Source organism: Pedobacter panaciterrae, assembly GCF_013204795.1.
Classification (GTDB): Bacteria; Bacteroidota; Bacteroidia; order Sphingobacteriales; family Sphingobacteriaceae; genus Pedobacter; species Pedobacter panaciterrae.
In genome coordinates this window covers 273860-287673 of sequence record NZ_JABMKW010000018.1, presented here as the reverse complement: position 1 = coordinate 287673, position 13814 = coordinate 273860, and the positions used below count along the sequence as shown (strand labels likewise).

Sequence of the window (13814 nt, the reverse complement as noted above, 5' to 3'; positions counted from 1 at the left end):
GAATTAACAATGGAGGAAGATGATATCTAAAAGAGAAGTTGATATAGCTGTAATTTCAGATGTTCATCTTGGAACATACGGCTGTCACGCTAAAGAATTGTTAAAATACCTTAAAAGCATTAAGCCTAAAATGCTGGTACTGAACGGCGACATTATTGATGTATGGCAGTTTAGTAAAAGATACTGGCCCGAAACCCACATGAAGGTCGTTCGAAAATTAATGAAATTTGTAGTCGAGGGTGTTCCTGTGTATTACTTAACAGGAAATCATGATGAATTGTTAAGGAAATTTGCCGACATGCATTTAGGTGCATTCCACCTTCAAAATAAACTGATCATGGAACTCGATGGAAAAAAGGCATGGTTCTTTCATGGGGATGTTTTTGATGTAACCATGCAGCATTCTAAATGGCTGGCCAAACTTGGTGCAGTAGGTTATGATACACTGATTTTGATAAACAGTTTTGTAAACTGGTGCCTTACTTCTATAGGAAGCGAGAAGATGAGTTTCTCTAAAAAAATAAAAGCCAAGTTTAAAGATGCGGTAAAATTCATCAATAAGTTTGAGTATACCGCTGCAGAACTTGCAGTCGAAAAAGGTTACCAGTATGTGATCTGTGGGCACATTCACCAACCCGAAATGCGTACCATTACCACAGAAGATGGTGAAGTAACTTATCTGAATAGTGGCGACTGGGTTGAAAATTTAACAGCACTCGAGTACTACGATAAAGGCTGGAAGATTTTTAAGTACGATCAAAAGGACTTTGAGAAGGATGAAGCAGAGGAAGGTGTTTTGTCAGACAGTGAAGATCTTCACAGTAAATTGGATATTAATACTTTATTGCAAAAGATTAAATTAGAAATTGCCTAGCGCGTTAAACCTGCATGAGCTTACATTTGTTCTTTTACTTTGAATTCAGCTCATGCAAGCTTTATAACCTATAAAAAAGCAATATATTCTGATTAAAATTACAGATATTCGGTGCGGATGAAGATACTTTACGCCATTCAGGGAACCGGTAATGGACACATTAGCCGGGCAAGAGAAATTGTGCCATTGCTACAGCAATATGGAGATGTTGATCTTTTAATCAGCGGAACCCAGGCCGATGTTAAATTAACACAGCAGGTGAAATATCAGCTTCATGGCTTTAGCTTTATTTTCGGTAAAAAAGGTGGTGTAAATCATTATGAAACGTGGAAGGAAATGAATCTTCCGCGTTTTATTAAAGACATGCGCAGCGTACCGCTTAAGGAGTATAATCTGATCCTTAATGATTTTGAACCGGTTACCGCCTGGGCTTGTAAACGCCAGCGGATAGAAAGCGTTGGGCTCAGTCACCAGGCTTCCTTTCAATCTAAAAAAGTTCCTAAACCTAAAAGTATAGATTGGGCGCAGCTGGTTATGAAATACTATGCTCCTGCATCTCATTATGTTGGCTTCCATTTCGATAGATATGATGATTTCATTTACACACCGGTAATTCGTGCTGAAATCAGGAATATGATTGTTTCAAACCTGGGCCATTATACCGTTTACCTGCCTGCAATAGACGATAAATTTCTCGTTCCTATCTTAAAACAAATCCCGCATATTAAATGGGAGGTCTTTTCTAAACATACTAAAGTGGCCTATACTGATGAAAATGTGGCTGTTCAGCCGGTGAATAATGAGTTGTTCAATAAGAGCTTAGCTTCCTGCGAAGGTTTGTTTACAGGTGGCGGATTTGAGGGGCCTGCCGAAGCATTGCATATGGGTAAAAAATTGCTTGTTGCGCCCATGAAATTTCAGTACGAACAGCAATGTAATGCTTTCGCATTAAAGCAATTCGGACTACCCGTAATATGGGGAAGCAATAGAAACTGGTTGCCAATTGTTAAAAACTGGGTAAGCAATCCTCAGGAGCATCAATTTCATTTTCCAGATGAAACCGCTGCGGTAATTGATAAAGTTGTGAGGCAGTTTGCCAGATAATTTGCTTTACTTTGCCTTAATATACAGGCATGATCAATCAATTTAGAAATTTAAACCCCATAAACCTGCTCATATTATTCGCATATACATTTTTTATGCGCATGGCAATATTTGCTGACCTCCCTCCATCGCTTCAGTTTGAATTTTTAGAACCGTATACTAAATTCTTTATTCAGATGCCTCTTCAAAATACTTTTTCGCCTGCAGGCAATGTTTTTTTTGCAGGGATAATCATTTTTGTACAGGCAATCCTGTTTAACAGGGTGGTCAACAATCATGGCTTGTTAAGTAAGCCGGGGTATTTACCTGCACTGTTATATGTTACCGCTTCGAGCTTGTTTATGCCTTTTCTTATTCTGAGTCCTACTTTGATTTGTAATTTCCTCATGATATGGATAATGGACAAATTTTTGAAGATGGGGAAATCTCTAAACGCAATCATGACGATGTTTGATGTAGGGATGATCATCGCTATCGGAACGCTTATTTATTTTCCTTTTATTGTCATGCTGGCCATGCTGTGGTTTACATTATTGCTATACAGGTCGTTTAGCTGGCGAGAGTGGATTTCTGGTCTGGTGGGGTTCTTAACCATATTTTTCTTTGTAGGCGTTTACTATTATTGGAATGATAATTTGTCCATGTTCTACAAGATCTGGCTGCCGTTAACCAATAAATTCCCATCTGTATTTACAATCAATTATAACGACTACCTGGTGCTGGTTCCGGTGGTAGTGATGATTGTTCTGGCCACACTGCAGCTGCGCGAGAACTTTTTTAGAAGCTTCATCAGTACACGAAAGGCATTTCAAATGCTGTTCTTTATGTTCATCATCAGCATTGTCAGTTTTTATACCAAACCCGATTTCAGGTTATATCATTTCTTGTTGTGTGTACCCCCGGGAGCGGTTTTATTGGCGTACTATTTCTCAAATGCCAAAAAAAGATGGTTTTATGAAAGTATGTTTCTAATCCTGGTTTTTGCTATTCAGTACTTTTTGTTTGTTTAACTTTTTTTAACAATTTGAAATGTTGAAACTTGCTAAAGATTAATAGCTTTGTGCAATGAAGTTTGGAGTAGCTGTCCTGAATGCATAATCTTGTCATAGATATTGGTAACACGAATAGTAAACTGGCTGTTTTTAATAACCGGAAGCTGGTTGAATATCAAACGCTGAAACAAGTAACGGCTGAGGCGCTGATAAGTTTAATTAAGCAGTATAAGATTAGCAATTCAACAATTTCAAGTGTAGCCATTGAATTTGAAGATGTCATTGGCATTTTAAAAGAGAACACAAATTATATTGAGTTTTCTACAAGGATAAACACTGGAATCAAGAATCACTATAAAACACTTTCTACGCTGGGTTTGGACAGGTGGGCAAAGATTATTGCAGCCCATTATTATTATCCCAAAAGAAATTGTTTTATAATTGATGCAGGAACTTGCATCACATATGATTTGCTGGATAGCGATGATGCCTATTTTGGAGGTAGTATAAGTTTAGGCTTACACATGCGTTTTGAAGCATTACATCATTTTACCCGCAGATTGCCCCTCGTAAAGTGGGATAGAACTGAAACAGAGATACCCGCGGGTGAAGACACGCCAACTGCCATTAAAAGCGGAGTTTTACAAGGCGTAATTAATGAAGTTGAGGGATTTATTTCCCATAAAAATAAAGAAAATAAGGATCTGACGGTACTAATAACAGGAGGAGATGCAGCTTTTTTGCTGAAACAATTAAAAAACAGCATCTTTGCGCCTCGAATTATACACGATCCATACCTAGTATTAAAAGGATTAAATGAAGTCATTGCTTTTGAATATGTACAAAAAGATTAATTATATAGCGGCAGTATTGTTATTGCTTACCAGTATTTCTGTTAATGCACAGGTTACAACACAGTCGCCATACTCCAGATTTGGACTTGGAAACGTTAAAGGAGCATTACTTCCTCAGTTTAAGGCAATGGGTGGCATTTCCACAGGTGTTTATAAACCCAGCGGATTTAGTAACATCAATATGCAGAATCCGGCTTCTTATTCCGGAATCACAATGACCACACTTGATATGGGCTTAAGCGGAGCTTTTACTACCCTAAAAGATGGTTCAAAATCCGAAAGCAGTTTTAACGGTACACTTAGTCACGTTGCACTTGCTTTCCCTGTAGTATCAGGAAAGTCAGCATTAAGCTTTGGCTTGTTGCCATTTACAGAGCTCGGTTATGAATATACGGTTAGCGATAAGCTGGATACAAACAGCGTAAATTACCTTTATTCAGGAGAAGGAAATTTAACAAAAGCATATTTTGGTTACGGACAGCAATTTGGAGACCATTTCAGAATTGGTGGTAACATCGAATACATATTCGGAAACCTGCAGGAAAACGCCTCTTTAGAGCCGGTTAATCAGGTGGCCTTTAATAGCCGTAACATTAAAAAGAATAGTGTTGGCGGAATTGGTTTTTCTTACGGCGCACAATATGAAATCCCACTGGGAACAAGAAAACGCATTACTTTAGGTTATTCTGGATCTTCTTCTTCGTCAATAAATTACAAAAAGACTTTCTTGACCACCTTATACCAAAAGGATAATGAAGGTGCCGAGCTATCGCCCTTTGATACGGTTAAGATAGTTGAAAACAGCTCAGCGAAAATGAAACTTCCTTTGATGCACAATTTCGGGATCTCTATTCAAAGAGATAACAAATGGATGATCGGTGCCGATTATAGAATGGGCCAGTGGTCTAAATTGAGCATGGATGGTGTTAATCAGGGATTACAGGATAGCTGGGGTTTCTCGGCAGGTGGACAAATCACGCCGGATGCAACAGCAGTTTCGGGATATTTTAAGCATGTAGATTATCGTGTTGGATTCCAGTATGATAAAACCTATATCCAGCTAAATAATCAGGACGTAAAACAAATGGCCGTTACCTTTGGTGTAGGGCTTCCTTTAGCACTTAGCAGAAGCTCTTTTTACAAGCTAAACTTTACTACTGAAGTAGGAAAAAGAGGATCACTAACGAACGGGCTTATCCAGGAGAACTATATTAATTTTCATCTAGGATTTACACTTAACGATACCTGGTTCAGAAGATATAAATTCGACTAATGAAAACCCGGGGTATAATATATGGAAGTGTTATACTTTGTCTGCTGCAAATTTGTTTAAGCTCCTGTGGGGAGGACGACTTGAAGAAAGCCGCAAAGCTATCTGAAAAGATTGCGTTAAACAGGGACCGTACTACCGGTGTAGACATTATTTATAGCGACTCTGCTAAAGTTAAAGCGCAAGGGTTTGCACCTATTCTTGATAAAGTTACTCCCGCCAATGGCGCTGTTTATCAGGAAATGCCAAAGGGTGTAAAGATCAACTTCATCGACGAAATCACCACAAAGATCAAAGGCTCTATAACTTCAGACTATGCGATTATGAAGGATACCGAGAAGCTGACCATCTTCAGGAGAAACGTTGTTGTTGTTAATGAAAACATGACCTTTAATACCGAAGAATTGGTTTGGGACCAAAACAAGAAACTGTTTTTATCTCCAAAGGGAGTAGTTACAAAACCAGACGGTACAGTGCTTAATGCGGTGGACTTTACTGCTACCGAAGATTTCAATTTTATCAACTGGAAAAACGGATCGGGTGAGACCTATGTGCCGGATAATTTCGGAGAATAAGCACAATTATTTAAGGGCCTTATTTCCCTAATTTTTAAATACTTATTCAAATACAATTTAATATTTTCTTTTTTTAGCAAAAGTTGTATCTTGCGCCCTCTTAAAAAAAATTATAAATAAGAATATTATGGGTTTAATGACATTTTTGCGGAATCGCGCAGGCTATATTCTGATAGGAGCCATCGGTTTTGCAATTGTTGCATTTTTGGTTGGTGATGCAATTAACGTAGGTAAGCCTTTCTGGGCTGCTTCTCAAAAAGTTGTGGGGTCTGTTGATGGTGAGGATATAAACATAGATGAGTTTGGGGCTAAGGTTGATCAAAGCCTTGCTCAGTTCAAACAACAATATGGTGGTTCAGGCAATGCCCAAATGCAGGCTATGGCGGTTGATAATGTGTGGCAAGGTGAAGTAGCAAGAGTTCTTTTAGGAAAAGAGTATAACCGTTTAGGTATAAACGTTTCTGGTGATGAATTGGCTGACCTGATTAAAGGAGACAATCCAAGCCCGATAATTGTACAATATTTTGGAAACCCTCAAACTGGTCAGGTTGATAGAGCTCAGGTGATCAGAACCTTTAAAGAAGGTTACAAAGATCCTAATATGGCAAAACAGCTTCAGGCAGTTGAAGCTGAAATAGAAAGACAGGCATTACAACAAAAATATGTTAAGATGATCAGCAACGCTGTTTATGTAACTTCATTAGAAGCTAATGATGAATATATAAACCGTAATAAACTGGCTAACTTTAAATATGTTGGTCTTGAATATGCATCTATTCCTGACGCAAGCGTAAAGATTGCAGAATCTGATTACTCAGATTACTATAACGATAACAAACAACGTTTTGAAAACCCTACAGAAACACGTGCATTTGAGTATGTGTCTTTCAGTGTTAGCCCAACTAAAGAAGATTCTGCAGCGGTGAAATCTCAGGTTGAGAAGCTTGCAGCCGACTTTAAAACAGCAGCCAACGATTCTCTTTTTGCTGCGGTTAACTCAGACGTTAAAGTTCCATACACTTATATTAATAAAGGTAAGTTGGACCCAGCTGTAGATTCAGTAGTATTTAATCTGCCTGCAGGAAGTTTCTTCGGGCCTAAATTCTCAGGTAACTCTTACAAACTGGTTAAAGTTATAGATACCCGTTTCTCTCCTGATTCAGTGAAAGCAAGTCATATTTTACTTGATGCCAGCAAACTTGGTGGTGTAGATAAAGCTGTAAAAATGGCCGATTCGTTAAAAGGACTGATTCAAAAAGGCGCAAGCTTTGCTACTTTAGCCGCTCAGTACAGCGTAGACGGATCTAAAGATAAAGGCGGAGATCTTGGTACTTTTGCACGTGGCCAAATGGTGCCTGAATTCGAGAATGCTGCATTTAACGGTAGCGTTGGCGACCTTAAAGTGGTAACCTCACAGTTTGGTGTGCACTTAATTAAAATCGAGAAACAAATTGGTTCTTCAAAAGTGGCTAAACTGGCTTACATCGAGAAGAGCTTATTGGCAAGTAATAAAACTAAAGATGCGGCCTATAAAAAAGCAAGTAACTTCTTAAGTGAAGTTAAAGGTGGCAGTTTCTCTGAGCTTGCTCAGAAAAAAGGTTATACTGTAGGTGTAGCTGATAAAATTACACCAACACAAGGTTTCGCTCCGGGCTTAGATAATCCACGTCAGTTAATTCGTGATGCGTATGATGCTAAAAAAGGAGATGTGTTAGACCAGGTATATCAAATGGATAATTCATTTGTGGTAGCACGTGTTACGGATATCAGACCAAAAGGAACATTGCCATTAGATGCAGTGAAGAAAGATATTGAGCCAATGGTTCGTAATCTAGTTAAAGCTAAAATGCTTAAAGAAAAAGTTGACAAAGCATTACAAGGTGCGGCCAACATTGATCAGGTAGCTCAAAAACTGGCTAAACCAGCAACACCGGTTCAAAACATCGTATTCTCTAATCCTATTATCCCAGGCGGTGGCCAGGAAAATAAAGTGGTTGGAGCGGTATTTGGATCTCAGCCAGGTAAGCTTTCTAAAGCAATTGATGGCGAGCGTGGTGTTTATGCATTCTCAGTGGATGGATTTACGAATCCTGCACCGTTAGCGAATACTTATAAACAAAAAGAAATAATGATGCAGGCTACTGCTCAGCGCTCTTTAGGTGCGGCATTCCAGGCATTACAAGATAAAAGCGACATAAAAGACAATAGGGTGAAATTCTATTAATCTTATTTTACGTAATTTTGTAACCGGAAGTAGTTTCTACTTCCGGTTTTTTTATTTTAGAGCGATGGAGATTCAAGAAAATTTTGTCAATAAAGTAGCGGCCAGCGGTTTAATTACGTTTAACCTTGAAGATTACCTTAATCAGGGCGAGAGAGTCGTTTATGATATTAAGGATAATCTTTTTCACGGACTAATGTTAAGAGAGAAAGATTTCAGAGAGTTTATAAAAGCGCACGACTGGGCCGCTTATACTGGTAAAAATGTAGCCATCACCTGCAGTGCTGATGCTATTGTACCTACCTGGGCTTACATGCTGTTGGCTAACAAAATGAAACCATATGCAAATGAGGTTGTATTTGGTAGCCTTGAAACATTAGAAGCCGTGTTGTTTACTAAAGCCCTGGCAAAGATTGATCTTAATGCCTTTGCCGGTGAACGTGTGGTCGTAAAAGGTTGTGCAGATATTGATCTGCCTGTTGCAGCTTATGTAGAGATTACTAACCTGCTAACGCCAGTTGTAAAAAGCATTATGTATGGAGAGCCATGTTCTACTGTGCCCATATATAAGCGAAAGGATTAATTTTGGATTGTTTTTTGTTTTAGCTTAGGTATGAGAAAATCACTATTGTTTATTGTTGTTGCATTCCTAAGCTTTAGAGCTGCGGCCCAGGAGCTACCTTTTGTAAAGGAACCGGTGTTTCAACCCGGAGAGGTTTTAACCTATAAATTGAAATATGGATTTATTACCGCGGCAGAAGGCACATTAAAAGTGCTTAACTCTGATCTTAAATTTGAGGGTAATCCTACTTATAAATTAAGTGTGGATGGAGTAACCTCCGGAACATTCGATATCTTTTATAAGATCAGAGATCATTACGATTCCTACATAGATAAGGTTAACTTAAAGCCCTATTTCTTTCAGGAGAATATCAGGGAAGGGAGTTACAGGCGACAGGACAAAGCCAGATTTAATCAGGAGGAGAGGAAAGTAGTGGCTACAAAGGGTACATTTATTGCCCCTAGTAATCAAACATTCGACCTGGTTTCTTCTTACTATTTTGCCAGAAGCCTTGATGTCTCTAAAATGAAATCCGGTGATTTTGTTAAACTAAACTATTTCCTGAGCGATGAGATCAGTCAGCTCCAAATACAATATTTAGGTAAGGAAGTGATAAAGACTAAGCTTGGAAAAATAAGCTGTCTGAAATTTAGCCCTTCCATAAAGCCAGGAAGGATATTCCGTAAAGACAGTAAATTGTACTTATGGATTACTGATGATGGCAACAGGGTGCCTGTAAAGGCTCAGGTAGAGATTCTGGTAGGATCAGTAATAATGGAAATTAAATCGGCCGATGGATTAAGGTATCCCCTGGCTATAGTAAAATAGAAGAAGATGATAGAAGTACAAAATACCCTCGTGCATGAAGACCTGATCAGGGAAAACTTTGTGTGCAACCTCAACAAATGTAAGGGTATTTGTTGTGTAGAGGGTGATGCTGGTGCGCCTTTAGATGTAGCAGAAACAGCAATACTTAAAGAAATTTATCCAAAGATTCAGCATTTGCTTGAACCTAAGGGAATAGCCGCAATTGAAGAGCAGGGAACATCTGTCGTTGATGCAGATGGCGATTTAACTACGCCATGCGTAGATGGGCACAAAGAATGTGCTTATGTTACCTTCGAGAACGGAATTACGAAGTGTGGAATTGAGAAGGCATATGAGCAGGGAATAATCGATTGGCAAAAACCAATCTCTTGCCATCTATATCCGATCAGGGTAACCCAATACCCGGAATTTGAGGTCTTAAATTACGACAGATGGCACATCTGCCACGATGCATGTTCATTTGGAAGAGAGTTAAAAGTGCCGGTTTATCAGTTCTTAAAAGGACCTTTGACCAGGAAATATGGTGCGGAATGGTTTAAAGAGCTGGAAGATAATGTATCTTCGGATAAAGACGTAAATAGTTAACACCTTAATAGATTTTTAAACAAACAAACGCTATAACTTGAAAGGAATAATTTTAGCAGGGGGAAGTGGCACAAGGTTGCATCCTTTAACCCTGGTAATGAGTAAACAAATGATGCCGGTTTATGATAAGCCGATGATCTATTACCCATTGTCTATATTGATGCTGGCCGGAATCAAAGAAATTCTGATCATCTCAACACCTCACGATCTCCCTAATTTCGAAAAACTTCTTGGCGACGGAGCATCTCTTGGCTGTAAGTTCTCTTACGCCGTACAAGAGCAGCCAAATGGTCTTGCACAGGCTTTTGTAATCGGGGCTGACTTTATTGGAAATGATAAAGTTGCTTTAGTGCTTGGAGATAACATCTTCTATGGCGATGGAATGGCTAAATTATTACAATCAAGTGCTGATCCGGATGGTGGTGTTGTATTTGCTTACAGGGTTTCTGATCCTGAACGGTATGGTGTTGTTGAGTTTGACGATCAAAACAAAGCGATTTCAATCGAAGAGAAACCAGCTCAACCTAAATCAGATTATGCAGTTCCAGGCTTGTATTTCTATGATAACTCTGTTGTGGAAATTGCTAAGAACATCAAACCTTCACCAAGAGGGGAATACGAAATTACAGATGTAAACAAAGTTTATCTGGAGCAAGGCAAGCTAAAAGTTGGCGTTTTGAGCAGGGGTACTGCCTGGTTAGATACGGGTACTTTTGCTTCTTTAATGCAGGCCGGACAATTTGTTCAGGTAATCGAAGAACGTCAGGGATTAAAAATCGGATGTGTCGAGGAGGTTGCCTACAGAATGGGCTTTATTGATAAAGAACAGTTAAGGAAAGTAGCCGAGCCTTTGGTGAAAAGTGGATACGGCTCTTACCTGTTGAAGATTTTAAGATAGCATTTTTTGCAAATAATAATTTTACCAACGAGTCATCCTGCAGTGAGCTTACCGCTGCCAATGCCTTCTGTTGGTGGAGGACTTTTTACCCTGCATGTTTTAGCTTATTAATGCATGCGGGGGAAACCTATAAAAATATAAAAGGCCTTTTTACGCTAGTTGCAAAGATGTTATATACGTCATATTAATAGAGCCCGTAGCGGTTGTATTGTCTTTTACACTCAGTGAGTACATTTTTTGTCTCACCCTATGGCTGTACAAGCAGCCTCAAGTTTCTTTAATATTTACATGTAGAAGTAACCTCTTATACTTTTTTTCCAGACCTAAATGTCCAAAGGGATTTTAATAAGCTACCCCGGCATGGTATGTTCGCGATAGAACAGGTAAATGGCACTGCCAACTACTGTCAGGAACTTAGTGAGTACATTTTGTCTCACCCTATGGCTGTACAAGCAGCCTCTTATTTCTATACAAACAGCCTGGTATCCGTGGCATTCGAAAAGATAAACCTTCCTGGATGGCATATCTATCAAGCCAAGCTAACCAATTACCAGGATCTACATTTTGTCATGCCTAGAGCATATGCGTTTCTGAAACGGAATTACAATAGAGCATTGCGCATTGCTTTCAAAATAGGAGATGTCAACTAATTGGCATTTCTACCTAAGCAATTCAGTGAGTGTTAAAATAACCTCACCCTATGGCTGCACAAGCAGCCTCCATATTAAATGTCTTCCTTTCAAAGAACTAACCTTATCACCATTAGGACAGGCCTGAGCCTGATACTTCTATTCAACTACTAGCTGAATGCCTGCTCTGTCAGCTTTATAGGCAATTTTTTCTTTCAGGCTGTAATAACTCCAGTTCTGCAATAAAAAAGGGTCTTCTTTCGCTATTTCCTCCTTTAGTTCCTGATTGACCAGGATAAGGGTTGCCGCCTCATGCTTTACACAGAGGTCTATCAGCATGCGGCTATACACATGGAGTTTATAGTCAATATATTTTCTTTCCTGATGCTGGTAGTCTTCCAGGCTTTTCCTTTTTCGCTTCCGTCCATGGCCACCCCTGTTAAAAGTAACCGCCTTCTTTACCCGGTAGATCGCCGCCTGTATGGCCAATCTCCGGTGTAGGAACTCTTCCTTGTTACCAATGGTGTGTTCATGACTTCCGATTTTAACAGTAACGGGGTGTTCAATAGATAAAGACGCTTCTGCAATAACTGAGGTATCCAAATGATGTTGCTCCTTTTCGATCTGAATGGCTGCCAACAGATAGATTTTGCCTTGATCCAGCTGGATCTGACTTGACCGGAGTTTTAGTGTGCCGTTCAGTACTCTGTTCAATAAAACTTTTTTATCTGATCTGTCTTTACCCAAATAAGTTCTGAATGGAATCTGAAATAATCTAAAGCAAAAATTTCTTCCATCGGGCGTATGGCTCAGCTTTGAAATCACTTCCGCCCCGAAAGGCAAGGGAATATTCTTTTTATAATTCCTCAGCGACTTTTCACCTTTCCAATAGGCCACCTTTTCCTTGTTAAAAGAGGATATCAGGGTGTTGTTTAGGTAGCTGAGAATATTTGTAGGAATCTGTCCTTTAAAATGATTGGAGAGCAGCCGGTAGGTGGTGTTTTGCTGGGAGGATTTTAAAATTCCGTTTTCTTCTTTCTTTTCATCAGCGATTTTAAGCTTGATTTCTTCTGTTAAATAAAAAAAATCTTTGACCTGCTCCTGGACAAAATGGTGGCTCATGATCATGTTGGCTGCACGGAAACAAATCCGCTGCCAGCTGTACAATTGATCCTTTGCGGCTTTGATGACTTGTTTGTCCTCGGAATCAATCAGCAGCTGGATCTTACGGGTCAGGATCATGGTCTCTTTTTCCATAGCTTATTTTTTAATTCTTTTGATTTTGGTACAGGCCTGAGCGAAGGTTCGTTGAATGTGCTGCTGAGTTAAATTCATTTGCCTGGCAATCTCTTCAAAGCTGTACTGGAGTTCATAGCGCATGTGCAGAATTCTGGATTGCTCTTCACAGAGGTCACCTTCGAATTTAAATTTTGAGGTCTTTCCTGTAGCCTCCAGTTTTTGTGAGCTGGTCAGAATGGACTTTAAGGTTTCCAGTGTTTTCTCGACAGTTGTGGCTACCTGATAATCAGAGATGCCACCAATATGCCAGGCAATACGCTCATAGTTGAAAGCGTATTTCAGGCAGAGCTTGATAAACAGTTGCTGATTCTCAGTGAGGTTGGGAATGACTGCCTCAACTTGCTGCCATTGCAGTTTTAAGCGGTCATCAAGTTGTTCCTGATAGAAAATGTCATCGGGATCCAATTCCTCTTCAGGATCATAGCCTCCCATAAATTCCTGGTAGTTTTCGATCTCATCAAGCCGGAGCATATTCCGCTGGAAATTGTGACTTGAAGTTTTGTAATAGGATTTGCAGGCTTCGATGGTGGTGTTACTCAAGAAGGTTTCAATGTGGTTGGGGTCTGTGATGCTGTTTCGAATTAGCCAGAGGCGTAGAAATGCTTCGCTGACGATGCTGGCCGCATTGGTGTCATCTTTAATGTATCTTTTTCTTTTATGGTATAAAGAAGGGTAAAAGCGATTGTAAAAATACTCCAGCCCTTTTTCATCGCCTTGGCGGAATTTGAGAAAATTACGGTGTTCGTCTTTGATCTTACAACTGGTAAAGTTCATATTAATAATAGTTAGTTAACAATTAATATGAGTCATAAAGGGAGATAACGCAAAATGACGTGAAGCTCAATTTATCGATCTGGAGGTACTGGTATACCCTTGACCACGATAAAAAGAGCCCACGCCATTTAGCGTGAGCATCTTCACCGTCGTCTTGGGTCTATTAAATTACCAGTTTTCCAGATCAAGACTCTAGTGTAATGCTTCCAGTTTTTTAAGAAGAATTACAAAAATAGCATTACATATTTTAATTCATGTGACTAAGATAGTCAAAAATTTTCAAAATGCGGTCGTTTAAGTCCGCAATATTTTTATTTTATATAGGGATTTTACTTGCTTGATAAAAATC

The 13814-nt window shown here is 39.3% G+C and carries 14 protein-coding genes; 12 read left to right on the top strand and 2 right to left on the bottom strand.

Going from position 1 to position 13814, the window contains the following annotated elements; genetic code table 11:
* The first annotated feature begins 22 nt into the window (after positions 1–22).
* From HQN86_RS16885 to HQN86_RS16830, 12 genes are all read left to right on the top strand, one after another.
* A complete protein-coding gene (locus tag HQN86_RS16885; RefSeq protein ID WP_172662420.1) occupies positions 23–874 on the top strand; it encodes a UDP-2,3-diacylglucosamine diphosphatase in 852 nt (283 codons plus the stop codon).
* 117 nt (positions 875–991) lie between these two features.
* Positions 992–1978, top strand: a complete 987-nt coding sequence (locus tag HQN86_RS16880; protein ID WP_172662102.1) for a glycosyltransferase family protein — start codon at positions 992–994, stop codon at positions 1976–1978.
* 29 nt (positions 1979–2007) lie between these two features.
* Positions 2008–2988, top strand: a complete 981-nt coding sequence (locus HQN86_RS16875; RefSeq protein ID WP_172662101.1) for a DUF6427 family protein — start codon at positions 2008–2010, stop codon at positions 2986–2988.
* 80 nt (positions 2989–3068) lie between these two features.
* Positions 3069–3824, top strand: a complete 756-nt coding sequence (locus tag HQN86_RS16870) for a type III pantothenate kinase (protein WP_172662100.1) — start codon at positions 3069–3071, stop codon at positions 3822–3824.
* Complete coding sequence (locus HQN86_RS16865; protein ID WP_246269671.1) at positions 3787–5097, top strand: outer membrane protein transport protein; 1311 nt, start codon at positions 3787–3789, stop codon at positions 5095–5097. The genes HQN86_RS16870 and HQN86_RS16865 overlap by 38 nt, the downstream gene beginning before the upstream one ends.
* Positions 5097–5669 (top strand): LptA/OstA family protein, encoded by a 573-nt coding sequence (locus tag HQN86_RS16860; RefSeq protein ID WP_246269669.1) that lies wholly within the window; start codon positions 5097–5099, stop codon positions 5667–5669. The genes HQN86_RS16865 and HQN86_RS16860 overlap by 1 nt, the downstream gene beginning before the upstream one ends.
* Positions 5670–5796: 127 nt before the next feature.
* Entirely contained in the window at positions 5797–7893 is a 2097-nt protein-coding gene (locus tag HQN86_RS16855; RefSeq protein WP_172662099.1) for a peptidylprolyl isomerase, read from the top strand.
* Positions 7894–7957: 64 nt separating this feature from the next.
* Positions 7958–8473 (top strand): DUF2480 family protein, encoded by a 516-nt coding sequence (locus HQN86_RS16850; RefSeq protein ID WP_172662098.1) that lies wholly within the window; start codon positions 7958–7960, stop codon positions 8471–8473.
* A gap of 30 nt (positions 8474–8503) precedes the next feature.
* Positions 8504–9280 carry a DUF3108 domain-containing protein gene (locus tag HQN86_RS16845; RefSeq protein WP_172662097.1) on the top strand — a complete coding sequence of 259 codons (777 nt, stop codon included), beginning with the start codon at positions 8504–8506 and terminating at the stop codon, positions 9278–9280.
* A gap of 6 nt (positions 9281–9286) precedes the next feature.
* Complete coding sequence (locus tag HQN86_RS16840) at positions 9287–9865, top strand: DUF3109 family protein (protein ID WP_172662096.1); 579 nt, start codon at positions 9287–9289, stop codon at positions 9863–9865.
* A gap of 37 nt (positions 9866–9902) precedes the next feature.
* Complete coding sequence (gene rfbA, locus HQN86_RS16835) at positions 9903–10763, top strand: glucose-1-phosphate thymidylyltransferase RfbA (protein ID WP_172662095.1); 861 nt, start codon at positions 9903–9905, stop codon at positions 10761–10763.
* A gap of 365 nt (positions 10764–11128) precedes the next feature.
* On the top strand, positions 11129–11413 hold the full coding sequence (locus HQN86_RS16830; RefSeq protein ID WP_172662094.1) for a hypothetical protein: 285 nt from the start codon (positions 11129–11131) through the stop codon (positions 11411–11413).
* A 138-nt stretch (positions 11414–11551) separates the two neighbouring features.
* Here the strand turns inward: HQN86_RS16830 and HQN86_RS16825 are convergent, their stop codons facing one another.
* The gene (locus tag HQN86_RS16825; RefSeq protein WP_172662093.1) at positions 11552–12649 is read right to left on the bottom strand and encodes a hypothetical protein; all 1098 of its coding nucleotides are present in this window, start codon (positions 12647–12649) and stop codon (positions 11552–11554) included.
* 3 nt (positions 12650–12652) lie between these two features.
* Positions 12653–13465 (bottom strand): sigma-70 family RNA polymerase sigma factor, encoded by an 813-nt coding sequence (locus HQN86_RS16820; RefSeq protein ID WP_172662092.1) that lies wholly within the window; start codon positions 13463–13465, stop codon positions 12653–12655.
* Between the last annotated feature and the right edge of the window lie 349 nt (positions 13466–13814).

Bases quoted from the DNA above. Each gene is read 5' to 3' on its own strand.
- HQN86_RS16880 (WP_172662102.1), top strand. From the start codon at position 992: ATGAAGATACTTTACGCCATTCAGGGAACCGGTAATGGACACATTAGC.
- HQN86_RS16875 (WP_172662101.1), top strand. From the start codon at position 2,008: ATGATCAATCAATTTAGAAATTTAAACCCCATAAACCTGCTCATATTA.
- HQN86_RS16870 (WP_172662100.1), top strand. From the start codon at position 3,069: ATGCATAATCTTGTCATAGATATTGGTAACACGAATAGTAAACTGGCT.
- HQN86_RS16865 (WP_246269671.1), top strand. From the start codon at position 3,787: ATGAAGTCATTGCTTTTGAATATGTACAAAAAGATTAATTATATAGCG.
- HQN86_RS16860 (WP_246269669.1), top strand. From the start codon at position 5,097: ATGAAAACCCGGGGTATAATATATGGAAGTGTTATACTTTGTCTGCTG.
- HQN86_RS16855 (WP_172662099.1), top strand. From the start codon at position 5,797: ATGGGTTTAATGACATTTTTGCGGAATCGCGCAGGCTATATTCTGATA.
- HQN86_RS16850 (WP_172662098.1), top strand. From the start codon at position 7,958: ATGGAGATTCAAGAAAATTTTGTCAATAAAGTAGCGGCCAGCGGTTTA.
- HQN86_RS16845 (WP_172662097.1), top strand. From the start codon at position 8,504: ATGAGAAAATCACTATTGTTTATTGTTGTTGCATTCCTAAGCTTTAGA.
- HQN86_RS16840 (WP_172662096.1), top strand. From the start codon at position 9,287: ATGATAGAAGTACAAAATACCCTCGTGCATGAAGACCTGATCAGGGAA.
- HQN86_RS16830 (WP_172662094.1), top strand. From the start codon at position 11,129: ATGTTCGCGATAGAACAGGTAAATGGCACTGCCAACTACTGTCAGGAA.
- HQN86_RS16825 (WP_172662093.1), bottom strand. From the start codon at position 12,649: ATGGAAAAAGAGACCATGATCCTGACCCGTAAGATCCAGCTGCTGATT.
- HQN86_RS16820 (WP_172662092.1), bottom strand. From the start codon at position 13,465: ATGAACTTTACCAGTTGTAAGATCAAAGACGAACACCGTAATTTTCTC.